The organism is Brevibacterium aurantiacum (genome assembly GCF_007558825.1).
GTDB classification, from domain to species: Bacteria; Actinomycetota; Actinomycetes; order Actinomycetales; family Brevibacteriaceae; genus Brevibacterium; species Brevibacterium aurantiacum_A.
Map to the genome: position 1 here is coordinate 115,386 of NZ_VLTK01000001.1, position 26,663 is coordinate 142,048.

Here is a 26,663-nt window from a genome sequence, read left to right on the forward strand (position 1 = left end):
TGAGCGCATAACTCATCGCTGAAGCCGCCCCTGGACAGGACTCAGTCCCGCCCTCACATGTCTCCCATGACGATGCCGGTCGTCGCCCACTCGTGGGTGCGTCGTAGAATGTCGAGCGTGACTGCCACGAATATAACGATCCCAGACGAACTCCTGCCCGCCGACGGACGATTCGGAGCCGGTCCGGCTCGCATCCGCAAAGCCCAGATCGAGGCGCTGAACTCCGCCGCCGCCGATGTGCTGGGCACCAGCCACCGCCAAGCACCCGTGAAAAAGCTGGTCGGTCGCATCCGCGCCGGCCTAGCCGAACTCTTCAACCTGCCCTCAGGCTACGAGGTTGTCCTTGGCAACGGCGGTTCCACCGCCTTCTGGGACGTCGCCGCCTTCGGACTCGTGCGCGAGCGGGCCGCACACGCGACCTTCGGCGAGTTCGGTCAGAAGTTCGCCAAGGCCACCGATGAGGCCCCACACCTGCAGGACTCGCTGATCCTCAAGGCCGAGCCCGGCACCTCAGCCATCCCCTCCCCCGGTTCCTTCGCCAAGACGGCCGGGACCTCCGATGCCACGGCCGACGTCTATGCCTGGCCGCACAATGAAACCTCGACCGGTGTCGCCACCACGATCACCCGCCCCGAGGACATCGACGAAGACGCGCTCGTCGTCATCGACGCCACGTCCGGTGCCGGTGGTCTGCCTGTCGACATCACCGCGACCGATGTCTACTACTTCGCACCGCAGAAGAACATGGGCTCCGACGGCGGCCTGTGGGTGGCGATCATGTCTCCGAAGGCCATCGCGCGTGCCCAGGAGATCAAGGATTCCGGACGCTGGATCCCCGCGTCGCTGGATCTCGTGACCGCGATCGAGAACTCCCGCAAGGACCAGACCTACAACACCCCTGCCGTGACGACGCTGGTGCTCCTGGCCGAGCAGATCGAGTGGATCAACGGCAACGGCGGCCTCGAGTGGGCCACCGCCCGCACCCGTGAGACCTCCGGTTTCGTCTACGACTGGGCCGATGCCGCCGAGGTGGCTCATCCCTTTGTCGAGAACCCTGAGGATCGCTCAGCGGTCGTGACCACCATCGACTTCGACGATTCGGTCGATGCGGCCCTCGTCGCCTCGGTGCTGCGCAACAACGGCATCGTCGACGTCGAGCCCTATCGCAAGCTGGGCCGCAACCAGCTGCGCATCGCAACGTTCGTCTCTGTCGATCCCGAGGACGTCAAAGCCCTGCTGGCAAGCATCGACTTCGTCATCGACGCCCTGGCCTGAAGCCTCGTTCAGGCCGGGCACCCTGCACCGGCAGCTCCTCAACATCCCTGTGCAATGAGATGTTTTGGAGCTGCGGGTGTGGGGTGCCGAACTGTCTGTAGGCCAAGTTGCCGGCGACTCCCGACGGTACGGGCGGCCCCAGCCCCCCAGCCCCCCAGCCTTCAGCCGAGGAAGTGGATGAGGGTTCCGATGCCGAAGGTGATGGCCGCCAGCAGGGCGAGAAGGAACTCGAGAGCGGTGCCGATGCCGATCGCTTTGAGTGATTCCCAGCTGGAGTCCCAGGCTTCCTTGGCGTCGTGAAGGCGCATGTGTTCGGCGAGGTAGAGACCGGCGATGAAGCCGATCGGCAGGCCGACGACGGGAATCACGAAGAACCCGATGATTCCCAGGAGACCGGCCACAAGCACAGATCTGTTGGGAACCTTCATCGCCTTGAGCTTTCTGCCCGTGAGCACCAGGGAGGCGCTCATCCCGCCGGCGACGAAGACGGCGACGATGGCGAAGATGATCCAGGCCATCGGCCCGCCGATGACGATCGCCCAGACCAGCACGGCAATCGCGATGAGGATGGATCCCGGCAGAACGGGCAGGATGATGCCGAGGCAGCCGACGAGGATCGCCAGTCCGACCAGCACCGAGGTGAGAATGTCCGCGTTCACTGTCTGTCCGATCTGTTGCTCATGGGGCTCCCAATAATAAGGGACCAGGCTCTGCGCCGCGCTCAGGATGGCAGACGACTGCCGACCCAGTTCCCAGTCCCACACCCAGCCATAAGTTCCAAACCCAACCCCAAGCCCAACTCCTAGCCCTCAGCTGGGTAATCAGGGCCGGCCGAGATAGCTCACGTGGAGACGGATGCGAGATTTGGGGTCATAGCTCAGGCGCAGATTCTTCGACACGATCATCCACACCAGGCCGACGCTGAAGGCGATGATGCCCGAGGCGGCTCCGACGCCCATCGCCATCCGCGGTCCGTACGCATCGGCGACCCAGCCGGCCAGCGGGGCACCGATGGGAGTCCCGCCCATGACGACGGCAGCGTAGATCGCCATGACCCGACCGCGATAGTGCGCGGGAGTCGTCGTCTGAACATAGGCATTGGCGGAGGTCATCATCGTCAGCGACGCGAAACCGACGAGCATCAGCGAAGCCGCGAAGACGTAGTAGTTGGGTATCAGAGATGCTGTTCCCACGGCGAGGCCGAAGCCGCCTGCCGCGCCGAAGATGAAACGCAGTCGCGGCTTCTCCCGCTTCGCCGAGGCGAGTGCTCCGGTCACGGATCCGATCGCCATGACGGAGTTGAGCAGGCCGAAGCCGCTGGCGTCCTTGCCGAACTCGATCCTGGCCATGGTGGCGGTGTAGATGTTGAAGTTGAATCCGAAGGTCGCGACGATGAAGAGCACGACCAGCACGATCGTCACATCGGGGCGCCTTCGCAGGTATTTGAATCCGCCCAGAATCCCGCCCTTGCCCCTGCGCCCCGAGGGGTGCAGCCGGGTCTGATCCAAACGGATGAGCACCGTCAGGGTCGCGGCGAATCCGAGCCCGCTGATGAGGAAGACCGGCCCGGCGCCGATGAGCGCCGTCAGCACGCCGGCGACGGCGGGGCCGATCATGCGGGCACCGTTGAACGATGCGGAGTTGAGGCTGACTGCATTGGGAAGCAGCTTCTCACCGACGAGCTCAGAGACGAAGGCCTGTCGGGAAGGGTTGTCGAGAGTGGCCAGAATGCCCAGGGCCAGAGCCGTCAGGTATACGTGCCAGAGGACGATGACGTCGGTGATGACGAGCACGAACAGGAGCAGTCCTACGGCTCCCAGCAGCGTCTGGGTGACCATGAGCAGCTTGCGCTTGGAGAACTTGTCGGCGATCGCTCCTGCGAAGGGGAACATGATGAGCTGTGGGCCCATCTGCAGCGCCATGGTGATGCCCAGTGCCGAAGCATTGTTGTTCGTCAGGTAGGTGAGGACGATCCAGTCCTGGGCCGTCCTCTGCATCCACGTTCCGGTGTTCGAGATCAGGGCACCGGCGAACCAATGTCGGTAGTTCGGTTCAACCAGTGACCGGAACGTGTGCGCCATCTCGGTGTGTCAGCCCTCCTGGAACTCGAGTTCGCCGGCGGAGTAGTCGTCAACGACGGCTTCGGCAGGATCGCTGCTCTGCCGGCTGACATCGGTCTCCGAATGGGCTCCGCAGCCGAAGTCGAGTGCGACGACCTTGCCGTCAGCCGGGGACCAGCCGTTCGCGCAGACTCCGAACTTCTGTCTCAGCGATCCGGCCAGCGGCATAAGGTATCCGCAGCTGGAGCAGTGAGCCGAGGCCTTCGCCGCGAAATCCGATTCAGCGCCGGTCTCCGATTCGGCCCACCTGGTAGCGGCCGATGAGATGCCTTCGGGCGAGAGGACCCGGCGACGGCCGAGCCCGAATTCAAAATTCGGTATCTCGTCCAGATTGCCATCCGAGGTCTCTTCGACCTGTTCGAAGCCCTGTTGCAGGTTCGGATCGTCCTCGACCTTCGGCAGAGTGTCGCGAGGAGTCAGATCGCCGGGTTCCACACGCTGATCCCAGGGGATCCATTCCGGTGCGACCAGGGAGTCGGGGCCGGGCAGCAGTGCTGTCTCGCAGACCGTGACCTTCTTCGACCGAGGTGCACGGGCGAGGACCGCGACCCAGCGCCAACCGCGGTAGGTCGGATCAGTGCATGCGAAGTAGTGGGTGACCAGGCGGGTGCCCTCGGCCAGCGTGCCCAAATGATCACCGATCACGGAACTGCCGGCAACCTCGGCGATGGCAGAACGCGCAGTGTCGATGGCCGCGGCAAGCTGTGCATCGAGGACGACCTTCTCGGAGCTCGTCCGCGGCGCCTTAGTCGGCTTCACCGGCGCTGCAGCCTCAGCCCTGACAGGTGCTTCGGCAGCCGACGCCGCCTCGGCGGGCGCAGGGTCGTTCGTCGGCTCGGCACTCTGGCCGGCCAACCAATCACTGAAGAGTGATGACATCAGGACTCCAAATCGTCGGCAATTGCCCGCAGCAGTGAGGCTACCTTGTTCCCGTGGGAAGAATCGGGGTAGCGGCCGTGCTGCAGTCCGTTGTTGAGGTCATCGAGTACTTTGATGACATCTTCAACCATAACTGCCATGTCTTCGGCCGGGCGTCGGCGGACCTTCGCCACCTTCGCCGGGCCGGAGAGCAGCCTGGCCTTGAGGACCTGGGCCCCGCGTCGGGAATCGACGACATCATAGTCGAGGCGGGTGCCCTTGGTGACCTCAGCGTCCTCGGGCAGGACTGAGGAGTGGAGGAAGGCCTGTGAGCCGTCCTCGGCGATGACGAAGCCGAAGCCCTTATCGACGTCGAACCATTTCACGCGTCCGGTTGGCATGATGTCCTTTCCTGGTGCTGCTCGTAGTTGGTGTTGCTCGTCGTTGGTGTTGCTCGTAGTTGGTGTTGCTGGTGGTTCGTCAAGCTCGTACGTGGTGATGCTCAGTGGTGCATGGCATCGGGATCTGTCCCCATCGCTTCGCCCGGCTGCAGTTCTAGCTGACCGCAGTTGCGCCTGACTGCTGTGGCTTCGCCCGACTGCAACGACGCGGCCCCGGACCCTCTTCAGGATCCGATCTCGCTGTGTGCTCGTCCGGTGTGCTCATATGCCGCCTTATCGCCCGAACGTCGGTCGAAACGGTGTGCTGGCCGAACAATGACCGACCGATCCGCCCGAGGTGACGGCGGTGACTGTGGCCAGCCTCGGCGCGATGCCGTCATGGTGGGGTTGGCGCCCGGCGCTGACGTCGCGATCGCCCTGCACCTGACTGCGAAGCGATCGCTTCAGCGGAAGTGCGTGTGCCGGCGACAGCGCCCGCGGGAGAGTTTCAGCTCTGGCCCACCTCGGTCTGTCTGCGTCTCAATGCTGCTCTGACCAGGGCCACGGCGACCAAGGCGAATGCGATCGGGAGGAGGATCATCGGCAGATATGTCAGCAGGTGCGACGGGGCGTAGCCCATCCAGGCCTGGCCCAGTACGCCCATGAGCGCAACTGCGCCGACAAGGGCGGCGGCAACGGCTACGACGACGATGGTGGTGTCGACACGCTTGGCTGACAATGCTCGTCCTTTCCGAGATCCACGAAGGTCTTCTACCCATCTATTGTAACCCTCGCGGTAAACTGAACAGCGATGTCAATGACCTTCAGCCAGTGGCTGTCCCACAGTTCCGATACCGACTTCGAGTCCTTCGTCCGGACCCGTCGCGATCTCCTCCAACCAGAGTCTCCGACGATCCCCTCGCTGGCCGCGGCCGCTTCCTCGCGCATCGGCGTCTCCCGGGGCATCGAAGCACTGACGTCAACCCAGCTCGACGTCTTCATCGACATGGCCAAGGCAGCACGCACATCGGCCGACATCACCGTGGGTGAGAATCGTCATATCGATGACACCCTCGCCGAGGTGGCCCTCCCCCGGCTGCGCGACCTGGGCCTGGCCTGGCCCTCGTCCGAAACCACCTGGCGGATCCAATCGGAGGCCATTACGCTGCTGCCCACCTCGGCGGCCGAATCCGCCCGGGCACATCCGTGGCAGAGTGCGACGTCCGAGCTCGACACGAGTACCGAGACGATCCCGACGGCGCTCATCCACAACAGCGAACGTGCCGGTGTCGCAGAGGTCATCTCCTCCCTGCGCGGGCTCGTCGATGAATTGGCCAGCTCCCCGATCTCCCGCCTGACCAGCGGCGGCATCTCCAAGCGGGACGTCACACGGATCGGGAAGACCATCGACCTGGGGCTCGAGCAGACGATCACCCTGCTGCTCGCAGCGAAGTCGCTGAACCTCATCGGCGTGCTCGATGACCCGCTGGATCCTCAGTGGACGGCCAGCGACGATGCGGCCGATGTCCTCGAAGGCGACAGGGCGCAGCTGTGGGCTGCACTGATGACGTCCTGGCTGCGCGAACCCCTCGACGTCACCCAGCTGGCGGCCGGGGCGAGCGCCAACGAACGCCTCACCGTTCTCGCCTCTCCGAAGAAGTCTCTGTTCAAGGGGTTCAGCCAATCGCAGCCGACGATGCCGCTGCTGCGGTTCACGATCGTGGAGATTCTGCGCGACATCGGGCAGGGATCCTCACGCTCCGCCGAATGGATCCACGCGCAGGTCTTGGCCACTCATCCACTCATCCCCGCGCACGATTTCGCGATGACCGAAGCGATCCTGCACACCGCCGGCGCCTTCGGTCTGGCGACGACCCCGCTGCAGAATTCCGAGCACTTCGGGCCCAGCCGGTTCGGAGTCCTCCTCGCCGAAGGTCTGCGCAGAGCGATGAGAGACCAGGCCGCCCACGACCCGTCGATCGCACCGGTGAACTTCAGCCTCGAGGGCCTCGACGTGCCCACCGATGTCGTCGAGGCGGTGCGGCTTGGGCTCGTCGATGAGGTCGAGACCGTGCTCATCCAGTCCGACCTCACCGCTGTGGCGACAGGGCCCATCGAACCCAGGGTCCATCACATTCTGCGCAGGTTCGCCGTCGTCGAAGCTCGCGGGCAGGGCACCGTGTATCGAATCGACGCAGACACCATCGAAGCGAGCATGCAGGCCGGCGTCAACGCCGAGGATGCCTTGGCCCAACTCGGCGAGATCAGCGCCGAGGCCCTGCCGTCGACGTTGAACTTCCTCGTCGAGAACACGGCCTCGAAGCTCCGTCGCGTCCGGGTTGCCGGTGCCCGCGCCGTCCTCGTCGTCGATGACCCCGTCGACCTCGACGTCATCCTTTCCGACCAGGCGATGATGCCGGCCGGCCTGGAACGTCTGACGCCGACCGTGGCGATCGGGCAGCTGGGGCCCGAACGCACCATGCACCTGCTCGAATCCGCCGAGCACCATGCCATGCTGCACTCCCCCTCGGGACCGGTGCGCAAGCGCAAGGTCATCACGCAGGCCGACCCCGAGGTGCATCTGCGCAAACGCGCACGGGTCGACGATGCCCACCTCGACGATTACATCCGCATCCTGCGCTCCCCGGGGGCTCGCTCGGCCCCGGCCACGCGCACGGACGAGCCGCTGGGACACATGGATCGCCTCCGAGAAGCCGCCGAGGCGGGCCAGCAGGTCACGATCATGCTCGCCGACTCGCACGGGAAGGAGCGCGTCATCGACATGTTCCCGGCCACTGTCAACGGTGGGCGCGTGCGGGGCAAGGTGAAGACCACCGGCGCCGAGGCGTCCCTGTCGATCGCGCGCATCGTCAGCGTCGATGTGGCCGGCGATCAATCCGACGGGGTGGAGGAACAATCCTGAGGGTGCAGGCGTTGTGCCCTCGGAAGTCACCTCGGCGTGGAAAGAAGCAGGAACCTACATGAACGGTCCGTTGATCGTGCAGTCCGACCGGACTGTGCTCTTGGAGTCAGGGCACCCCCTGGCCGTCGAGGCGGCCGTGGCGATCGCGCCGTTCGCACAGCTTTCACGGACGCCGGAGTACATACACACCTATACGATCACTCCTTTGGGGCTGTGGAACGCCCGGGCCAGCGGACATGACGCAGAGTCCGTCGTCGACGTCCTCCTCGAATTCGCGAAGTACCCGGTACCCCATGAGCTGCTCGTCGACATCGTCGACATCATGGATCGCTTCGGAGTCCTCACCCTCGTCGACAATCCGATCCACGGGCTGACCCTGACCTCGAGCGACACCGATCTCCTCGCCTCGCTCATCAGCCAGCCGGATCTTGTGGGCAAGTTCGGCAGATCCCTCGACGCCGAATCCGTCCTCGTCCATCCTTCGGAGCGCGGTGAGCTCAAGCATGCTCTGCTGCAGCTGGGTCATCCCGTCTCCGACCATGCCGGCTATGTCGACGGAGAGGCCCACGAGATCGCCCTGTCCGATGATGCCCACGGCGGGCAGTGGCATCTGCGCGACTATCAGAAGGCAGCGATCGACCACTCCCTGAGCGGAGAATCCGGTGTCGTCGTCCTGCCCTGCGGTGCCGGCAAGACCATCGTCGGGGTGGCCACGATGTCGCGGGTGCAGACGACGACGCTGATCCTCGTGACGAACTCCGTCGCAGCCCGACAGTGGAAGGACGAGATCCTTGCACGCACCTCGCTGACCGAGGACGAGGTCGGGGAGTACTCGGGATCGACGAAGGAGATTCGGCCGATCACCATCGCCACCTATCAGGTGCTGACCACCCGCCGTAAGGGCTCATACCTGCACCTGGAACTCCTCGATGCCAAGGACTGGGGGCTCGTCATCTACGATGAGGTCCACCTTCTGCCGGCACCGATCTTCCGTCTGACCGCGAGCCTGCAGGCCAGGCGGCGGCTCGGACTCACGGCGACTTTGGTCCGTGAGGATGGGCGTGAGGACGAGGTGTTCTCTCTCATCGGGCCCAAGCAGTACGAGGTGCCGTGGAAGGAACTCGAACGACTCGGCTACATCGCCACCGCTTCCTGTCACGAAATCCGCGTGCGCCTGGACGGAGGAACTCGCACGGCCTATGCGCGCGCCGATGGTGAGGACCGGTACCGACTGGCGGCCACTTCGGATGCGAAGCTGCCGATCGTGCGCGAGCTCGTCGCCGACCATCCCGATGCGCAGATCCTCGTCATCGGGCAGTACCTCGATCAGCTCGAGGAGATCGGGGCCGGCCTCGACGCACCCGTGCTGACAGGGCAGACCCCGGAATCGCAGCGCCAGGAACTGTTCCGCGAGTTCCGTACGGGCCAGATCCCAGTGCTTGTGGTGTCAAAGGTCGCGAACTTCTCAGTGGACCTGCCTGCCGCCTCGGTGGCGATCCAGGTCTCCGGCGCCTTCGGGTCCCGGCAGGAGGAGGCCCAGCGTCTGGGGCGGATTCTGCGACCTAAGGAAGACTCCGGCTCAGCGGCGTTCTACACCGTCGTCGCCGCAGACACCGTCGATGAGCACTTCGCGGCCCAGCGCCGCCGCTTCCTCACCGAACAGGGTTACAGCTACGACATCGAGGTCCGCTGAGTGAGCTGTCGCGACATTGCTCAGCCTCGCGAGCGCACCACGCGGCCCTCGTCCCAGACCGGGGTCGTCGACTCGTAGACGTCTCCGTCGGAGCCGAAGACTAAGAACCTGTCGAAGTCCCGGGCGAACCAGCGATCATGGGTGACCGCCATGACCGTGCCGTCGAAGGCTGCCAGCGCGTCCTGGAGCGCTTCGGCCGAGACCAGGTCGAGGTTGTCCGTGGGTTCGTCGAGCAGCAGCAATGTGGCCCCGGCGAGTTCGAGCAGGAGGATCTGGAATCGCGCCTGCTGGCCGCCGGAGAGCGAGTCGAAGGTCTGTTCCGCCGCTCCTGCCAGCTCATAGCGGGCGAGTGCGCGCGAAGCCGGCTCTCGCGGGAGGCCGTTGCGGTGCTCATCGCCCCTGTGCAGAATGTCGAGAAGGCTTCTGCCCACAAGGTCCGGCCGTCCATGAGTCTGGGCGAACCACCCCGGTCGGACCCTGGCTCCCAGTCTCGCCCGCCCCTCATGCTCGACGGGTGGGATCTCGACGTCGGAGACCGGCCGATGCTCAGGTTCCGGATCGCTGCCGCCGGCGGCCAACAGCCGCAGAAAGTGGGACTTGCCCGAACCGTTTGATCCGAGGACGGCAACCCGATCGCCGTAGCGGACCTCGAGGTCGAAGGGCAACATGAGATTGCTCAGCTCCAGCCCGGAGGCGACGATCGCGATCTTGCCGGTTCGTCCGCCCTTGAGCCGCATACCCAGGTTCTGCTCGCGCGGAATCGCCTGTGGCGGCCCGGCCGCCTCGAAGCGCTCCAGCCGGGTCTGCGCGGCACGATAGCGCGAGGTCATGTCGGAGTTGTAGGCAGCCTTCTGCTTGTACATCTGCACGAGGGCCCTGAGTTTGGAGTGCTCTTCATCCCACCGTCTGCCCATCTCCTCCAGCCGTTCGAAACGGGATTTCCTCGCCTCGTGGTAGCTGCCGAAGCCGCCGGGATGGACCCAAGCGGTGTTGCCCGCAGCAGAGAGCTCCAGGGTGATGATCTCCGATGCCGCCTGAGCCAGGAGTTCGCGGTCGTGGGATACGAAGAGAACGCTCTTGTCGGTCTCGGCCAGCGCCTCTTCGAGCCAGCGCTTGCCCGGAACGTCGAGGAAGTTGTCGGGTTCGTCGAGGATGAGGATGTCGTTGTGCCCGCGCAGGAGCGCTTCGAGGACGAGTTTCTTCTGCTCCCCTCCCGACAGCGTTGAGATCGACCGATCCCGGCATTGCTCGAAGCCCATCCCCAGCGCCGAGGTGGTGCAGGTATCCCACAGCACCTCCGCTTCGTAACCTCCCGCTTCACCCCATTCGCCCAGCGCATTGGCATAGGACATCTGCACGGTGGTCGACTCAGCATCGGGCCCGAGCAGCTTCTCCTCGGCCCGTCTCACAACGGCTGCGGCGGATCGGATACGCTTCGGTGCCAACTCCTCGAGCGCCTCGGCGACGGTGTCTGCGGTGATGAACTGACGCATCAGTCCGACGCTGCCGGTGTGGGACACAGAGCCTTCGTCGGGAGTGAGTTCGCCGGTGAGGAGTCGTAGGAGGGTGGTCTTCCCGGCACCGTTGGCACCGATGAGTGCGGCTTTCGTGCCGTCACCGACGCGGAAGGACACCGAATTCAGCAGCGGTCTGCCATCGGCCAGAGTGTACGAGACGTCATTGATTTCGATGTGGCCCATGCGTTCAAGCTATCAGCTGCCTCCGCACCTCAGACCGAGTCGAACTCCTCCGAGGTGACGACGACCTCGCGGGAGGCAACCCGACGAGCCAGGCGAGACTCGCCCCATTTGATGAATCCGACGCCGCCGACGATGAACACGCCGCCGAAGAGCTGTATGGGTGCTGGCAGCTCGAACAGGACGAACCATGCCACAATCACGGAGAACGGAACCTCGACGAGGTTGAGGAACGAGCCGATGGTCGCCCCGATGTAGCGAAGACCCAGGATGCCGGTGATGTAGGCGCCCACAGTGAAGACGACGATCATCGACATGGGAAGGATCCAGGACACCTGGTATCCGCCGAAGTCGACATCGGCGGCGACGGCGCCGGCCGGCATCACCCCTGCGAGCACGATGACGGCCATCACGAGCGCCCCGATTCCCATGCCCAGGCCGGTCAGTGCCACCGGTGGAACGTTGATGGAGTCCTTCGCAGAGACCAGGAAGTAGCTGGCCAGGCACACTGCGGCAGCGAGTGCCATGATCACACCGAAGACGCTGATGTCAGAGTTGCGGAGGTCGAGCACGAGCAGGAGTCCGACCATCGAGACCACCACGCCGATGAAGGTCACCGTCGCCGGCCGGGTCCGAGTCCGCGCCCAGATCCAGAACACGAGGAGCATCGGCGCCGTCATCTCGAGCAGCAGCGCCACGGCCACGGTGAGGTGTTCGACGGCGACGAAGTAGAAACCCTGGACGCCGGCCATCGACACGAGCCCATAGATGAGCACCGTCTTCCAATTGGCTCGCACTTCGTCCCAACGCCCGCGCAGAGCGATGAGGGTGGGAATGAGCAGCAGAACAGCCGAGCCCGCGAGCCTGATGAGCACGACAGAGCCCGGCGTCCATCCGGTCAGATACATCGTCTTCGCGATCGGCCCGGAGACCGCGAAGAAGAACGCGGAGGCAAGAGTCAGCAGGAACCCCATGACGACGGTGCGATTCATTCTTGACCTCCTAGGACGTGTGCGGACTCGACGCGAACAGGTGCCCTCGCCGAGGTGGTGCATGTGGGTGAGTTGTGGTGCGGAACAGATGTGGTGTGGAACAGGTGTGGTGTGGAACAGGTGTGGTGTGGAACAGGTGTGGTGTGTGAGTGGGAACTGCGGAGATGTGGGTGGCCCGAAGGGACCGAGTTGTGCCGATCGGCCGCTGACGCGACGCGCGCTGTGCGGGCATGAGCCCTTCCTTATGAAGTATTCACCACTGCCGCGAAATGAGTCAAATGCACTTTGGTCCTTACATATTGTGGAAGAATGTGACCCACAATGACCTTCGCCAATGACATACGATCAAACCTCACAATGCTCGTCGACCTGCTGAATACCTCCGGCGCCGTCGCCGAGGAAGGAGACGAGTTGACGACTGCCGCCGGACTCCGCGAATTCGCAGCCCGGCACGACTTCTCGGGCCCGCTGAAGGCCACGAAGTCCGACGTCAAAGAGACCCGAGAACTCCGTGAACGCTTCGCCATCGCCCTCGATGCCAGCATCGACGCAGAATCGGAATCCGAGGCCTCGAGGGCCACGGAGCGCATCGTCAGTGAGGTCAATATCACACTCCAATGGGCCGGTGCGCTGCCACAGTTGGCCAGACATGGGGATTGGGATTGGCACCTGCACGCAGTGGGTCAGTCGGCGAGCCTCGCCGATCGCGTCGCGGCCGACGTAGCACTGGTCCTCATCGACCTGATCCGCAGCGGCGACCTCGACAGGCTCGGACTCTGCGCCGCCGAGGACTGCAACGCCTACCTCGCTGACTTCACCCGCAATCGTTCGAAGCGCTTCTGCGATTCCGGCACCTGTGCGAACCGCACGCATGTGGCCGCATTCCGCGCCCGCCAAACTGACTCCTGACTCACCGGCCTGAATCCTGACTCACTTGATAGAACCCTGACTCACTAGAAAGAACCCTGAGGTGAAGGCTCAACTCTCAGGTGAAGACCGACCGGAGAACCACCTCGGCGACCGACGCTTCCATGGCCGCCGACTTTCCTGTGCTTCAACTGAGCACGAGCGCATATATCCCTCAATTCGTCGGGCGGTTCCTGAGAGCGCATGCGGCATTCCGGCGCCAAAAGGACTTTTCTGAGAGTTTTTAAGTGAGGTAGATCACAATCGTATTCAGGCAACTACCACTCCACTCTCAGAGTTGAGCTTCAGACTGGATACATGACTACAGCAAACGATACCGACATCGAAGCCACACTCCTCGTTGTCGACGATGAGCCCAATATCCGCGAACTCCTCTCGACCAGCCTGCGCTTCGCGGGCTTCGACGTCGTCTCGGCGGCAAACGGAGCCGAAGCACTTCGCCTGGCCGAGCAGACCAACCCCGACCTCCTCGTCCTCGACGTCATGCTGCCGGACATGGACGGCTTCACCGTCACGCGTCGCCTCCGCCAGATCGGCATGAACGCTCCGGTCGTGTTCCTCACCGCCCGTGATGACACCTCGGATAAGATCACCGGCCTCACCGTCGGCGGCGATGACTACGTGACGAAGCCCTTCAGCCTCGAAGAGGTCGTCGCCCGCATCCGCGCCGTGCTGCGTCGGACCCGCAGTCTCGAAGACGAAGAGAACGCTGTCATCATGGCCGGCGACCTCGAACTCGATGACGACACTCACGAGGTGCGTCGCTCCGGCATCCTCATCGACCTCTCCCCCACCGAGTTCAAGCTGCTGCGCTATCTCATGCTCAATACGAACCGGGTGCTCTCGAAGTCCCAGATCCTCGACCATGTCTGGGAGTACGACTTCGGCGGGGACACCGGAATCGTCGAATCCTACATCTCATACCTGCGCCGCAAGATCGACGTCACGCCGGAAACGGACGCCGCCGGACACCCCGTCGAGATGGAATGGACACCGATGATTCAGACCAAGCGCGGCGTGGGCTACATGCTGCGCACACCAGAATCCAAGTAGTCGGTCAAGCTCAGGCGCTAGATTACTCACGTGGTAAAAGAATCCCGTCCCACCAAACCCGGCTTCTGGGAAGAATGGTCGCTGACCACCAAGCTGCTGGCCATCATGATGTTGCTCATGCTGCTCGTGCTCTCGGGGACGAGCGCCTGGGTGCTCGAGAACCTTCGCGACAGCCTCGTCGAACGCACCGATGAGAGACTCATCAATGCTTCGGAGACGCTTGCGAAGCAGGCCTATCAGGATGTGTTCCAGCCTGCCCAGCTGCAGTCGTCTTCATCGTCGAGCAAGGACCAGTCAGCAGACTCGGACAGCGGTGACGGGACGGAATCCTCTGCTGGCACTCCCACCACCATCGATTCGAGCTCGTGGGACGAGCTCAAGAGCCTCATGCCCGGAGGCTTCTACGTCCAGTTCTATGACACGAGCGGCAAACCGATCAGCGATCCTGTGGCTCCCGAGCCGGGTAACAGCCCGGTTCTGCCGAAGATCAACGAGTCGAAGGTCTACGCGCAGGGCGGTGAGCCATTCACCGTCCCCGGGAGCACCTCACAATGGCGGGCGCGAGCGATGAAGGTCCAGAACACGGATGTGCTCGTCTCGATCGCAGTGCCCTTCGACCGCGAGATCGACAACATCAACGAGCGGGCCCGCAACACGATGATCGGCATCGGACTGCTGGCATTGGCCATGGTTGCAGGCGTCGGATACTGGGCGATCAACAACACCTTCCGCCCGCTGCGCGACATTGAGAAGACCGCCTCACGGATTGCCGCGGGCGACTTGAGTCAGAGAGTGCCGACCTTCCCTCGCAACACCGAGCTCGGTCGCCTGTCAGGCGCGTTGAACACGATGCTGGGACGGATCGAGGACTCCTTCGACGGGCAGACGCGATCGGAGAAGCGCATCCGCCAGTTCGTCTCCGATGCCTCGCACGAACTGCGCACACCGCTGGTGACCATTCGCGGCTATGCCGAGCTCTACCGGCAGGGTGCGATCACGAAATCCGATGACATCGGAAACGCCATGGAACGCATGGAATCCGAAGCCAAACGCATGGGCGTCCTCGTCGACGACCTCGTCGTCCTCGCCCGTCTCGATGAGCAGCGACCCGCCGAGATCGGTCCCATCGACCTCCATCGGATCGCCCGCGACGCCGCCGCCGACGCAGCTGCGCAGGCCCCCGACCGGGACATCAGCTTCGTCGGCCTCGATGGGGAAGATGCCCAGCCCGTGCCGATGATCAGGGGCTCGGAGTCGAAGATCCGCCAGGTCATCGTCAACCTCGCCGGCAACGCTGTCCGCCACACCCCCGAGCACACCGCCATCGAGTTCGCCGTCGGCGTCGTCGGTGGCCGCGCCGGGGTGACTGCGGAGTCCACGGATCCGTCGAATGGTCAGGACACCGGGCCCAAGACCGGAGCCAACAAGACGGTGGCGAATAGGACTGCGGCGAAGGACAGATCCCGCGAACGCGGATTCGTCACCGGCGGTGTCCGCATCTTCCGCCGAGGCGACTCGAACGGCAACGATCAGAACGACGCCCAGGCCCCCACCGGCATCGTGCCCGACATGACTGCGGCTGGGTCCATCACCGTCGACGATTCGCTGCGCGGATTCCCCAACGGACGAGTCAGGTTCGAGGTTCGCGACCACGGCGACGGGATCGATCCCGAGGTCGTTCCTCGGATCTTCGAGCGTTTCTACCGCCTCGACGTCTCCAGGACTCGCGACACCGGCGGGTCGGGCCTCGGACTCTCCATCGTCAAGGCAATCGTGGAGAACCACCACGGCTCGATCACAGTGCACCAGACACCGGGCGGCGGTGCGACGTTCCGCATCGATCTGCCCATCTCAGAAACTGAAGACAGCGCTCCGGACGTACGAAAGGACGAGCGATGAGCAGCAACGACCCTAACAATCAGGGCAACAACTCCGACAACAGGGGACGGCACGGGGATCAGGACCACCGGACGTTCCCCACCGATGGCTCACGCGAATCCTCAGACAACCCCCGGAACTCGGCTGCAGGACCCCAGGGCTCCACGGAGGGCTCCCGCCGCTCGGCAGAGGTCCCACGGACCTTCCCCAACGGTCCGAACGGTCCGAACGGCTCGAATGGTCCTGCTCGGGTCAGTCCACCCATTGCGCCTTCTACCCGCCCGAGCAGCCCAGAACAGAGACCAAGCCAAAGCGGCAGCACGGGTCAGGACCAGGCACCGACACAGAATCAGGCTCCGTGGCAGGGACAGGACCCGAGGCAGATGCACCCGACTCGTGCTCAGCCCCCTGTGGACGCACAGGCACGGTATCCCGGTGCATCGGCGCAAGCTGGGCCATCGGGGCAGCCTGGACGATCAGGGCAGCCTGGACCGTCAGAACAGCCCGGGTCATCGGGACAACCCGGCGCAGCGGGGCAGGCTGGCGCAGCGGGGCAGGCTGGGCAATCAGCGTATGGTCCCGGCCAGAACTACGACGGAACCCAGCGCCATGACCGCGGCCCCGAAAACGGCAGCAACGGTCAGTACAGCCACCCCTATGTCGGAGCCGACACACCCAACGGCGCAGCGCAGGCCGGCCAGAACTCCCCCGCTGACACGAACCCGTATGGCACGCCGTATTCTGAGGGAACCGGGCAGCCAGCAGCAGGCACAGCTGCAGGTGCCGCCGCAGGAGCGGGTGCTGGCGCGGCGGCAGGTACAGGAGCGGCCGCATATGGCCAATTCGGCAATCAGCCGAACCAGGGCGGGTACCCCACGTCCGATTACCCAGGATTCCAGTCCGGACCCGGCATGCCTGGCGCGCCCGGCATGCAAGGTGCGCCCGGTGGACCTGGCACGCCCGCTGGACCTGGCACACCCGGATGGTCAGGACCCTACGGAGGCGAAGCACCACCTCGGCGAGAGAAGCGAGGACCGGGTTGGGGTGCGACAATCGCCATCGCGCTGATCGCTGCTCTGCTGGGCGGAGGCGCAGCATTCGGCGGGAGCTACGCGCTCAGTGCCCTCGGCGGAGAGGATTCGCGCAAGGTCGCCGATCAGACCATCGAAACCCCGGACTGGACCGAGGTCGCCAAGCAGACTTCCCAGAGCGTCGTCTCGATCCAGGTCGGCACCAACGGGCAGGTGCAGGGACTGGGATCAGGTTCGATCTACGACGACCAAGGACATGTCATCACGAACAACCACGTGGTGGCCCCGGCCGACACTCCCTCCGGCGAGATTGCTGTGACGATGAAGAACGGGGGAACGATGAAGGCCGAGATCGTCGGCCGCGATCCCTCGACCGACATCGCAGTCATCAAGCTCGACCAAGTGCCGAAGGACGCTGGTCCGCTCCCTGTCGGCGATTCGAAGAAGATGAAGGTGGGAGATCCGGTGATGGCATTGGGCAACCCCCTCGGTCTCGCGGACTCGGTCACAACCGGCATCGTCTCGGCCCTCGACCGGCCCGTCTCCACGGAGAACATCGGCGAGGACGCGACCTCACAGGAGAAGGAGATGACGATCACGAACGCCATCCAGACGGACGCCGCGATCAACCCCGGCAACTCCGGCGGTCCCCTCGTCGACGGTGACGGCAGCTTCATCGGCGTGAACACTGCGGCGGCCTCGCTGAGCCAGGCTGGTGAAGGCGGGCAGTCGGGATCGATCGGCATCGGGTTCGCCATCCCCGCCTCACAGGCCGTGATGATCGCCGATCAGCTCATCTCAAGTGGCAAGGCACTGCATCCCTTCCTGGGGATCACGCTCACCGACGGACAGATCAACAGCGGCGGCACCACGCGTGGCAGTGCGAAGGTGCAGTCGGTGCAGTCCGGATCGCCGGCCGACAAGGCAGGCTTCAAGGACGGCGACGACATCGTGTCCGTGGCTGGAACCAAGGTGAACAACGCGATTGCTCTGCGGGCACTCGTCCGCGCCCAGCCGACGAACTCCTCTGTCGACTTCACCGTCATCCGCGGCGGCCAGGAGCAGACATTGAAGACGACGCTCGAGCTGAAGTAGCACCACTTGAGTGCAGATCGCTGTGGATGACGATCTCACTCGTGAGCATTGAGGGTGTGGACAGCCAAGCGCTGTCCACACCCTCTTTTGTCGGGCTTCGTCGAGCACGGGTGAACCGCGATGCTGGGAAGAGTCCCGGTGCCTCGTTCCGAGCTCCGGTGCCCCGCCGTTAGGAGAAGTCATGAGTTTCGAAGTCGATGCCGAACGCGTCTCATCCGCTGCCGCCGCCACAGCAGGGACCTCCCGCACCCTCGTTGCAGAATCCAATAAGATGCTGAGGAATCTTCTGGCCCTGCAGGAGTGTTGGAAGGGAAGTGCGGCACAGAATTTCCAGACGGTCATCAATGAGTGGGAGGGCGCTCAGAAGCAGCTGTTCGAATCACTGACCTCGATCCACGGGGCCCTCAACACGGCGGCCGCGCAGTACTCGGAGGTCGAGGCTGCGAACTCCCGACTCTTCGTTCCGTGAGCACCGAGCATGCAGCCCGTCGTTCCCCGCGAATTCCCGCTTAGGGCGTCTGTCCGAGTTCTGTGTCCGCGTCTGGCAAATTGTCAGCCTTTATTAGTAGGCTGATAGCGATAGTTCGCGGCGGTGCCGGCTACGTTTCTCCAGCTTCGGAGACGAGCGGTCAGCACCGTCGGGTCAAGACCAATGCAGGAGTCGACTACGGATGAGCATCTTCCAAAGGATCGCGGCGATCTTTGGCGCCAAGGCCAACAAGGCGCTGGACAAAGCCGAGAACCCCAATGAAACTCTCGATTATTCATATCAGAAGCAGCTTGAGCTGCTGCAGAAGGTACGCCGCGGTGTTGCCGATGTCGCCACCAGCCGCAAGCGCCTCGAGCTGCAGATCACTCAGCTCGAACAGCAGCAGAACAAGCTCAGCGGCCAGGCCCAGAAGGCCATGGAGATGGGCCGCGAGGACCTTGCCCGTGAAGCACTGACCCGGAAGTCGGGGCTGGACCAGCAGATCACCGATCTGCAGGGCCAGCACGAGGGGCTGCAGGGCGAGGAGCAGAAGCTCACGATGGCCTCGCAGCGTCTGCAGGCCAAGGTCGATGCCTTCCGCACCAAAAAGGAGACCCTCAAGGCCACGTACAACGCAGCAGAAGCACAGTCGAAGATCGGCGAAGCCTTCTCCGGCATCTCCGAGGAGCTCGGCGACGTCGGACTCGCAGTCCAGCGCGCCGAGGACAAGACTGCTTCCCTCCAGGCTCGTGCCGGTGCCGTCGACGAGCTCATCGCTTCGGGCGCACTGGAAGATGTCACTGGTTCCTCGAAGGACGACATCAGTGCACAGCTCGACGCGCTCTCAAGCGACAACGACGTGGAGATGGAGCTCAACCGGATGCGTGAGTCGCTGCCGGCATCTTCCGACAAGCAGCAGCAGTCGCTTGAAGGCGAGGACAAGCAATGATCATCCGCATCATGGGCGAGGGCCAGTTCGACATCGCCGACGTCGACCAGAACCTGTTGCAGAAATACGACAACCAGGTTGAAGACGCCGTCAACGCCACCGATGAAGAGGCCGCCCGAAAAGCTCTTCATGCCCTTCACGACTACGTCGTCGGACACGGCAAGCCCGTCTCTGACGACTATCTGGGAACGAGTGAGGCCGTCGTGCCGTTCGTCGATGCGACTCTGGAAGAGATCACAGAGCTCCTCACCGGTGAAGGCTTCATCCCAGATCCAGCCTGATCCACACAGTTTGATATCGGTGACTCCGGCCCACTGCCTTAACCCAAGGCCGTGGGCCGGAACTGCCACACCCAGAGAGGAACCACGATGAAGAATCGTTTCGTCAAGGACAACGGACTCACCATGCGTATGGGGTGGACGATCTTCCTGAACGGACTGATCTACGTGATCCTCATCCTCGCCATCTGGTGGATGCTCGGCGGCAGCACCGGCGGCGTGATCATCGCGGTCCTCGTCAGCGGCGGCGCGTTCTTCTTCCAGTGGTACTTCTCCGACAAGATCGCGATGAAGGCGATGGGTGCACGAGAAGTCTCCCCCGAGGAAGCCCCGGAGCTGCACACGATGATCGATCGCCTCTGCCAGCTCGCCGATTCGACCAAACCACGCGTCGCGGTCTCGAACTCAGCCATTCCCAACGCATTCGCCACCGGCCGTTCGCCGGAGCGCTCAGTCGTGTGCGTGACACGCGGCCTGCTCGAGAAGCTCGACCGCGATGAGGTCGAGGTCGTGCTGGCACATGAGCTCTCCCACGTCGCCCATCGCGACGTCACCATCATGACAGTCGCCGGAGTCACCGGTGTCGTGGCCGCTCTCATGATGCGAGCCGGTTACTACATGAGCTTCGGACGATCGAACAACAACGGCGGCGTCCCCATCCAGCTGCTGTTCATCCTCGTCGGTGCCGTCGTCTACGGACTCTCGTTCCTCCTCATCCGCAGCCTCTCGCGCTACCGCGAGCTTGCCGCCGACAGGGCCGCCGCCATACTCACAGGCGCACCTTCGACGCTGGCCTCTGCGCTGACGAAACTCAGCGGCGACATGAGCAAGATCCCGGAGAAGGACCTGCGTGCCTCTTCCTCGGCGAACCATCTGGCGCTCATTCCCGCCGTCAGCGGCAAGGCGGCCCTCGGACAGCTCTTCTCCACACACCCCTCGCTCGACAAGCGCCTGGAGCAGCTGGCGCGGATCTCCGGGCAGCTCTCACAGCCCCAGTGACCATCGACCCGCTGACATCAACCGCACTGACCGACATCCACTAGGAGTTTCATGGGTTTCTTCGACGCTCTGTTGGGCCGTTCCAAACCGAAGCGGGCCAACCTCGACGACCTCTTCGCACTGCCACCCGCCGCACTGACGCTCGAAGCCGCAACAGGCTTCAAGCCCACCGGAGTCGGGGCCGTGGCGTTCCGACAGGTCGAAGGTGCGGCGTTCCAGTCCGCTGAAACCGAGAGCGTCGCCCTCATCGGCTCGGACCCCGCCGCGAACGTGACCCAGCAGAACGACGGGTTCGGCTACACCTGGCAGGTGGTCTCCGACACCAACGCTGAGGTGGTCAACCTCGTCACCAATCTGCACGCCGTGAACTCGGCTCTGGTCAGCCAGGGCTTCGACACGATGCTGCTGTGCTCGACCGTCTACTTCGCAAACCCGGACGGGCGCCGCCTGGCACTCGTCTACCAGTACAAGCGCGGCACGTTCTATCCCTTTGCGCAGTCAGGTCCCAAGCAGCGCGACAACCCCCTGGAGATCCAGGTGCGCGGCGTACTGTCCAACGAGCTTCCGTTCGAAGAGGACACATCCAATTGGTCAGCTCTCTGGGATGCTCCCGGGCTCAATGACACTCCAGAGGCCAATCAGCGGACCTGAAGTTTTCGCGACAGCTGCTCTGAGGGTCTCGGGTTACCTCGTCTGAGGGTCTCCTCGGGTTACCTCGTCTGAGGGTCTCGGGTCACCTCTTCTGAGGGTCTCGGCGCAGATGCAGAGCGTCGCAATGGCCCACAGACACTGAGACAGCCATGCAGAAGGGACGTCCCCGCGGGGACGTCCCTTCTGCATCAGATGCTGTGTTCGTGATCGTAGGGCCTATTCGACCGAGACCTCGATGACCTCACCTAGGGCTTCGACGGTGTCTCCGGGACGAATCGTGGCACCTCGGCGAGTTTCGACCTCACCATTGACCACGACTTCGCCGTCAGCAATCATGTCTTTGGCCATCGCACCGTGTTCGGCGACACCATGGAGTTTGAGCAGCTGACCGAGCTTGATCGAATCGCCGCGGATCTCAATCGTCTCCATCAGAACAGGTCTCCAAGATCGAACCCGTCGCCGCCGAAGAGACCGCCTCCGTCGCCGCCGTCTCCGCCTCCGAAGAATCCGCCTCCGTCTCCGCCATCTCCGCCGCCGGCATCGCCACCACCGGCGTCACCATAGGCGCCGTCCCAGCCGCCGCCCATGCCGCCGAACATCATCGAGCCCATGAGGACGCCGGGCAGAAGTCCCGAACCGGCATAGGAGTTGAAGTATCCGCGGTTGTATTCGGCGTAGGCAGGTCCTGCTTCCCAGTAGGCCCGGCGAGTATGTCCATCACCGGTCACGACCTTGCGGACGGCCGGTTCCGCACCCACCGCCACGCGCTCGGCGTCGGCGGCACAGACGGGAACAGGTCGCAGCTGGCCGCCGGCAGGCGCCCAGTCGATGTCTTCGACCGAGGGACCGTGCTGCGGGTTGAAGAAGCACGGGGGACGGCGCACGGGCAGAGGCTTTCCGTCAACGCGCGCACGCACGCATTTGGCGGCGTAGCGACCGTCTTCGAGGGCCTCGGTGACGCTGCGGATGTCGGAGGGCTCGTCGACGTTGTCGAGCGTCTCCTTGGCAATGTCGTAGGAATCCAATGCCTGCTTGTAGTCCTGCGAGCCCCCGGTGTCGAGTTCGACTCCGGCGGTGAGGATATCGAGTTCGGCGACTTCCTCGCCGAAGGACGTGACATCCTCTTCGGCGGTCTTTGTCACCTGCTGGAGCTCGGCGGCGGCAAGTTCCTTCTTACGGTGTTTCTCCTTGCGGTAGCCAACGAAGAAGATGGTGCCGAGCACCACGAGTATTATCAGGAATACTGCTGCCACGATCTATGCCTCCCCAGCAAAACGAGTCACCAATCAGTATGCCGGACGAGTCTGACAAGCGACTGAACTGAAGCCTTGTGTCAGCTCAGTCCGCAGGCTCGAAATTCGCTCTCAGATGGGCGCTCAACGCGCTCACAACAGGCTCCCTTGCCTATAACACGAGGAGTCGGTAAGCCGTTCAGCCCAGGTGGATCAGCCCCTTGACGAGGGTCGCAATTCCCCCACCGAGGGCAAGGACGATCATAACGACTCGGGCAGTCGAGGAATCGATCTTCTTCGACATCCAATCCCCGCCGACGAGACCTGCGACGAGGACCGCCGCGATCCCGATCCAGGCAGGTGCTGCCAACTGCGGCCAGGCGCCGTGGTCGAACACGGCTTTGAAGACGATCGCCGAGGTGGTCCCGACGACGAGGAACGGCTGCAGGGTTGCGGCAAATGTCCGCTGATCCCACTTCGTCAGTACAGCATAGGCGCTGACGGCAGGCCCGCCCGCTCCCGCGGCAGCCGACATCGTTCCCGAGAGGAAGCCGGTGGTGAGCTTCGTTCCGAAATTCGCGGGCATCGTCTTGCCGATTCGGCCGATGACCATGGAGCTGATGAGGGAGACGATGATCAGCAGGCCGATCAGAATCTGCAGCGATGGCGCTGGGAGAGCTGCGGCCAGGAGGGCTCCGGGAATCGTGCCGATGAGTGCCCCCAGAGACAGCTTCCAGAAACTGCCCCACTCGGCTTCTCGCCAGGTGCGGGCGAACACGGTGCCGCTGGCGACGATGCCGCAGATGTTGACGAGCACAACGCCGGAGAACGGGTCGAGCAGAAGCACGAGAAACGGCCCACTGACCAGGCCGAATCCCATTCCGGTGACTCGCTGCGAAACTGCCCCCAGGAACACCGCGAACACGATGAGCACGACGACGGGTTCCATTTGCACCATCATAGTTCAGACCCGCTATCTGGGCGGGGTTACAGTAAGTGTCATGAACAGTTCGCCACTGTGGTCACGATTCAGCGCGGATCCCCGCGCTCATGGGCAGGTGCGCGCTTCGGATGCCGATCGCGCAATCGTGGGCGATGTGCTGTCCGAGGCGTTTGCGTTGGGTCAGATCGACGCCGAGGAATTCGACGAACGCAGCGAGGCCGCCAACCGTCTGAAGACTCTGGGAGAGGTCCCCGATCTCGTGCAGGATCTCATCATCGCCGAGGCGGGCGAGGTCGCACCGGGAGAACTCGACGATTCCGCCCGTGCCCAAGCTCTTGCCCGCCTGAATGCTGATCGTATCCCGATCACTCCCGAGCAGATCGATGCGGCCGCGCAGAAGTACTACAAGGACCGCGTGCGAAATGTACTCCTGGGGATGTTCGCCGGTCCTGCCGGAATCACACTCGCCATCTGGGCCGCCACTTCATTCGCCGCGGGCGGGCTCATATTCTTCTGGCCGATATTCGTCATTCTTCCGATGCTCTTCGGCGCGATCTCACAGATCTCCAATAAGCAGAGCCTCATCCGCAACAGGAAGCGCGAGCTGACGAAGCGAGCCCGAGCGCAGTTAGGCGACGCTGAGGCCAAGCGTGAGCTTGAGGAACGCAGGAACGACGATGAGGACGAGGATTACGAAGACACCTTCGGCAACGGATTGCAGCCTCCGCACCCCTTGGCCCCTCCCTTCGCTCCGGGAGAGGTGGCTCCCAATGATGAGATGCGCAGGCGCCGCCGAGAGCGTCGTCATCGACGCAGGAACCCCTGGGACTGACCGACTCGTGACTGGCAGCGAAGCGCTTAGGCGACGTCCCTGAACCTGTCCGCGCCCGGCTGGAGACGCTCAGGCGTGGAAGACCCGGATCTGAGCGAACCCTGTGGCCTTGTTGTTTCGGAACCAAAGCGTATGTGAGAAGTATCGGATGTCTTCGCCGTCGCTCGAATGCTCCCATTGGCCCCAGGCCGCAGCTGCCTTGCCGTGAGTGATGGCTGCGTCGAGATGACCGGCCACGGGCTTCGAGTCAGCAATGCGCAGCAGTGCGTCGATGACTTCGTCGCGCCCGGTGCTGGTCTCGACTCCCCCGCCGCCCACGATCTGGAGGATGCAGTCCTCATCGACCACCTCGGCGAGGGCTTGTCTGTCTCCGTTGATCAGATTCTCCTCGAACCTGGCGACGAACATGTTCTTCGGACTGTTTCCGCAGGATTCTGTGCCTGTGAAGTTCATGCCGTCCAGGCTACGGCACGGCCTTCGAACCGAGAAGAGCCGTGCCGGCACCCTTTCGGGCACCGGCACGGCTCTTCGAGTGAGAGGGGCTTATCAGAAGCCCATGCCACCCATTCCGTCCATGCCGGCAGCAGCTGCGTCAGCACCTGGTGCAGCCTTCTCAGGCTTGTCGGCGACAACCGACTCGGTGGTCAGGAACAGACCGGCGATCGAGGCGGCGTTCTGCAGAGCAGAGCGGGTCACCTTCACCGGGTCGTTGATGCCAGCGGCCAGCAGGTCCTCGTACTCACCGGTTGCGGCGTTGAGGCCGAATCCGGGTTCGAGGTTGGCGACCTTATCGGCAACCACACCGGCTTCGAGGCCGGCGTTGGTGGCGATCTGCTTGAGCGGAGCTTCGATGGCAACCTTGACGATGTTGGCACCGGTTGCCTCGTCACCCTCGAGAGTGAGGTTGGCGAAGGCAGTCTTGCCCGCCTGGATGAGTGAGACGCCGCCACCGGCGACGATTCCCTCTTCCACAGCAGCCTTGGCGTTGCGCACTGCATCTTCGATGCGGTGCTTGGTTTCCTTGAGCTCGACCTCGGTCGCGGCTCCGGCCTTGATGACTGCAACTCCGCCAGCCAGCTTGGCCAGACGTTCCTGCAGCTTCTCACGGTCGTAGTCGGAATCCGAGTTCTCGATCTCGGCACGGATCTGGGCGACCCGACCTGCGATCTCCTCGGCGTCTCCGGCACCCTCGACGATGGTGGTCTCGTCCTTGGTGATGACAACCTTGCGGGCGGTGCCCAGCAGTTCGGTGGTCACATTGTCGAGCTTGAGCCCGACTTCCTCGGACACGACCTGACCACCGGTGAGGATGGCGATGTCGGCCAGCTGAGCCTTGCGGCGATCTCCGAATCCAGGAGCCTTGACGGCCACGGACTTGAAGGTGCCACGGATCTTGTTCAGTACGAGAACCGCGAGAGCTTCGCCCTCGACGTCTTCAGCGATGATGAACAGCGGCTTGTTGGACTGCTGAACCTTCTCGAGGATGGGCAGCAGATCCTTCACGTTCGAGATCTTGGAGTTGACGATGAGGATGTAAGGATCCTCAAGGACAGCTTCCTGGCGATCGGTGTCGGTGACGAAGTAACCGGAGATGTAGCCCTTGTCGAAGCGCATACCCTCGGTCAGTTCGAGCTCGAGTCCGAATGTGTTGGACTCCTCGACGGTGACGACGCCTTCCTTGCCGACCTTGTCGATGGCCTCGGCGATCAGTTCACCGATAGCAGGATCTCCAGCGGAGATACCGGCAGTCGCGGCGATCTGTTCCTTGGTCTCGATGTCGATGGCGTTCTCGAGCAGGACAGCGGTCACGGCTTCAACAGCCTTCTCGATGCCACGCTTGAGGCTGAGCGGATCAGCACCGGCTGCCACGTTGCGCAGTCCCTCGCGAACGAGCGCCTGAGCCAGAACGGTAGCGGTGGTGGTGCCGTCGCCAGCAACGTCGTCAGTCTTCTTGGCGACTTCCTTGACGAGCTCAGCGCCGATCTTCTCGTAGGGATCCTCGAGTTCGATCTCCTTGGCAATGGAGACACCATCGTTTGTGATGGTGGGTGCGCCCCACTGCTTTTCGAGCACGACATTGCGGCCACGGGGTCCAAGGGTTACCTTGACCGCGTCCGCAAGCTGGTTGAGACCTGCTTCGAGTCCCCGACGAGCTTCTTCGTCGAATGCAATCATCTTTGCCATAGTGGCTTAGATCCTCCCTGATGGAGTGGATTGGGAATCCAGAGCAATCGTCAGCGCCCGCGACGGCAGAGAGTGTGTCCGCATGTTCCATTCCACACATGGACCACGCTCTCGAAACGATTGATGAGAAACCCTAGGTTTTCACCAGTACTAGATTTAGCACTCTCCCCATGCGAGTGCAAATATTGCCGCCCACCTGCGCCT

Annotated in this window: 25 protein-coding genes; 13 read left to right on the forward strand and 12 right to left on the reverse strand. The window is 63.5% G+C overall.

Annotation, left to right across the window (positions count from 1 at the left end):
• Window positions 1-117 precede the first annotated feature (117 nt).
• Entirely contained in the window at window positions 118-1,275 is a 1,158-nt protein-coding gene (gene serC / locus FO013_RS00585; protein WP_143920550.1) for a phosphoserine transaminase, read from the forward strand.
• 161 nt (window positions 1,276-1,436) lie between these two features.
• Here the strand turns inward: serC and FO013_RS00590 are convergent, their stop codons facing one another.
• The 5 genes from FO013_RS00590 to FO013_RS00610 all read right to left on the reverse strand — a co-directional run bounded on the left by FO013_RS00590 (window position 1,437) and on the right by FO013_RS00610 (window position 5,372).
• Window positions 1,437-1,934 (reverse strand): DUF456 domain-containing protein, encoded by a 498-nt coding sequence (locus tag FO013_RS00590; RefSeq protein WP_143920551.1) that lies wholly within the window; start codon window positions 1,932-1,934, stop codon window positions 1,437-1,439.
• A gap of 162 nt (window positions 1,935-2,096) precedes the next feature.
• Window positions 2,097-3,356 carry an MFS transporter gene (locus FO013_RS00595; RefSeq protein ID WP_143920552.1) on the reverse strand — a complete coding sequence of 420 codons (1,260 nt, stop codon included), beginning with the start codon at window positions 3,354-3,356 and terminating at the stop codon, window positions 2,097-2,099.
• Window positions 3,357-3,365: 9 nt separating this feature from the next.
• Window positions 3,366-4,274 (reverse strand): DUF3027 domain-containing protein, encoded by a 909-nt coding sequence (locus tag FO013_RS00600; protein ID WP_143920553.1) that lies wholly within the window; start codon window positions 4,272-4,274, stop codon window positions 3,366-3,368.
• Complete coding sequence (locus tag FO013_RS00605) at window positions 4,274-4,654, reverse strand: cold-shock protein (RefSeq protein ID WP_143920554.1); 381 nt, start codon at window positions 4,652-4,654, stop codon at window positions 4,274-4,276. The genes FO013_RS00600 and FO013_RS00605 overlap by 1 nt, the downstream gene beginning before the upstream one ends.
• Before the next feature lie 487 nt (window positions 4,655-5,141).
• Window positions 5,142-5,372: a hypothetical protein gene (locus FO013_RS00610; protein WP_143920555.1), complete on the reverse strand. Its 231-nt coding sequence runs from the start codon at window positions 5,370-5,372 to the stop codon at window positions 5,142-5,144.
• Between the two features lie 72 nt (window positions 5,373-5,444).
• On the opposite strand from FO013_RS00610, the gene FO013_RS00615 reads away from it, so the two are divergent.
• Window positions 5,445-7,556, forward strand: coding sequence for a helicase-associated domain-containing protein (locus FO013_RS00615; RefSeq protein ID WP_260847888.1), 2,112 nt, complete (start codon window positions 5,445-5,447; stop codon window positions 7,554-7,556).
• A gap of 58 nt (window positions 7,557-7,614) precedes the next feature.
• The gene (locus tag FO013_RS00620) at window positions 7,615-9,249 is read left to right on the forward strand and encodes a DNA repair helicase XPB (RefSeq protein ID WP_143920556.1); all 1,635 of its coding nucleotides are present in this window, start codon (window positions 7,615-7,617) and stop codon (window positions 9,247-9,249) included.
• A 20-nt stretch (window positions 9,250-9,269) separates the two neighbouring features.
• On the opposite strand, the gene FO013_RS00625 is transcribed toward FO013_RS00620, so the two are convergent.
• On the reverse strand, window positions 9,270-10,949 hold the full coding sequence (locus tag FO013_RS00625) for an ABC-F family ATP-binding cassette domain-containing protein (RefSeq protein WP_143920557.1): 1,680 nt from the start codon (window positions 10,947-10,949) through the stop codon (window positions 9,270-9,272).
• A 29-nt stretch (window positions 10,950-10,978) separates the two neighbouring features.
• On the reverse strand, window positions 10,979-11,938 hold the full coding sequence (locus FO013_RS00630) for an EamA family transporter (RefSeq protein WP_260847889.1): 960 nt from the start codon (window positions 11,936-11,938) through the stop codon (window positions 10,979-10,981).
• Between the two features lie 321 nt (window positions 11,939-12,259).
• On the opposite strand from FO013_RS00630, the gene FO013_RS00635 reads away from it, so the two are divergent.
• The 9 genes from FO013_RS00635 (at window position 12,260) to pspAB (ending at window position 21,268) form a co-directional block, all read left to right on the forward strand.
• Window positions 12,260-12,847: a CGNR zinc finger domain-containing protein gene (locus FO013_RS00635; RefSeq protein ID WP_143920558.1), complete on the forward strand. Its 588-nt coding sequence runs from the start codon at window positions 12,260-12,262 to the stop codon at window positions 12,845-12,847.
• A 315-nt stretch (window positions 12,848-13,162) separates the two neighbouring features.
• Window positions 13,163-13,918 carry a response regulator transcription factor gene (locus FO013_RS00640; RefSeq protein WP_009881891.1) on the forward strand — a complete coding sequence of 252 codons (756 nt, stop codon included), beginning with the start codon at window positions 13,163-13,165 and terminating at the stop codon, window positions 13,916-13,918.
• A gap of 30 nt (window positions 13,919-13,948) precedes the next feature.
• Window positions 13,949-15,817, forward strand: coding sequence for a sensor histidine kinase (locus FO013_RS00645; protein WP_143920559.1), 1,869 nt, complete (start codon window positions 13,949-13,951; stop codon window positions 15,815-15,817).
• A complete protein-coding gene (locus FO013_RS22270; protein ID WP_186292944.1) occupies window positions 15,814-17,922 on the forward strand; it encodes a trypsin-like peptidase domain-containing protein in 2,109 nt (702 codons plus the stop codon). Before FO013_RS00645 ends, FO013_RS22270 begins: the two co-directional genes overlap by 4 nt.
• Window positions 17,923-18,103: 181 nt before the next feature.
• On the forward strand, window positions 18,104-18,391 hold the full coding sequence (locus FO013_RS00660; RefSeq protein WP_143920561.1) for a WXG100 family type VII secretion target: 288 nt from the start codon (window positions 18,104-18,106) through the stop codon (window positions 18,389-18,391).
• A gap of 202 nt (window positions 18,392-18,593) precedes the next feature.
• Entirely contained in the window at window positions 18,594-19,340 is a 747-nt protein-coding gene (locus FO013_RS00665; RefSeq protein ID WP_143920562.1) for a PspA/IM30 family protein, read from the forward strand.
• Window positions 19,337-19,621, forward strand: a complete 285-nt coding sequence (gene pspAA, locus FO013_RS00670) for a PspA-associated protein PspAA (protein WP_143920563.1) — start codon at window positions 19,337-19,339, stop codon at window positions 19,619-19,621. The genes FO013_RS00665 and pspAA overlap by 4 nt, the downstream gene beginning before the upstream one ends.
• A gap of 87 nt (window positions 19,622-19,708) precedes the next feature.
• On the forward strand, window positions 19,709-20,617 hold the full coding sequence (htpX, locus tag FO013_RS00675) for a zinc metalloprotease HtpX (protein WP_143920564.1): 909 nt from the start codon (window positions 19,709-19,711) through the stop codon (window positions 20,615-20,617).
• A 51-nt stretch (window positions 20,618-20,668) separates the two neighbouring features.
• Window positions 20,669-21,268 carry a PspA-associated protein PspAB gene (gene pspAB, locus FO013_RS00680; protein WP_143920565.1) on the forward strand — a complete coding sequence of 200 codons (600 nt, stop codon included), beginning with the start codon at window positions 20,669-20,671 and terminating at the stop codon, window positions 21,266-21,268.
• A gap of 216 nt (window positions 21,269-21,484) precedes the next feature.
• Here the strand turns inward: pspAB and FO013_RS00685 are convergent, their stop codons facing one another.
• The 3 genes from FO013_RS00685 to FO013_RS00700 all read right to left on the reverse strand — a co-directional run bounded on the left by FO013_RS00685 (window position 21,485) and on the right by FO013_RS00700 (window position 23,449).
• Complete coding sequence (locus FO013_RS00685; protein WP_143920566.1) at window positions 21,485-21,697, reverse strand: RNA-binding S4 domain-containing protein; 213 nt, start codon at window positions 21,695-21,697, stop codon at window positions 21,485-21,487.
• Entirely contained in the window at window positions 21,697-22,521 is an 825-nt protein-coding gene (locus FO013_RS00695; RefSeq protein ID WP_186292945.1) for a hypothetical protein, read from the reverse strand. Before FO013_RS00695 ends, FO013_RS00685 begins: the two co-directional genes overlap by 1 nt.
• A 178-nt stretch (window positions 22,522-22,699) precedes the next feature.
• Window positions 22,700-23,449, reverse strand: coding sequence for a TSUP family transporter (locus FO013_RS00700; protein ID WP_143920567.1), 750 nt, complete (start codon window positions 23,447-23,449; stop codon window positions 22,700-22,702).
• 52 nt (window positions 23,450-23,501) lie between these two features.
• Here FO013_RS00700 and FO013_RS00705 point away from each other — a divergent pair, with 52 nt between their 5' ends.
• Window positions 23,502-24,275 carry a DUF1707 SHOCT-like domain-containing protein gene (locus FO013_RS00705; protein ID WP_143920568.1) on the forward strand — a complete coding sequence of 258 codons (774 nt, stop codon included), beginning with the start codon at window positions 23,502-23,504 and terminating at the stop codon, window positions 24,273-24,275.
• Between the two features lie 69 nt (window positions 24,276-24,344).
• Here the strand turns inward: FO013_RS00705 and FO013_RS00710 are convergent, their stop codons facing one another.
• Both FO013_RS00710 and groL read right to left on the reverse strand, forming a co-directional pair.
• Window positions 24,345-24,728, reverse strand: a complete 384-nt coding sequence (locus FO013_RS00710; RefSeq protein ID WP_143920569.1) for a nuclear transport factor 2 family protein — start codon at window positions 24,726-24,728, stop codon at window positions 24,345-24,347.
• Window positions 24,729-24,821: 93 nt separating this feature from the next.
• A complete protein-coding gene (gene groL / locus FO013_RS00715) occupies window positions 24,822-26,459 on the reverse strand; it encodes a chaperonin GroEL (protein ID WP_143920570.1) in 1,638 nt (545 codons plus the stop codon).
• Between the last annotated feature and the right edge of the window lie 204 nt (window positions 26,460-26,663).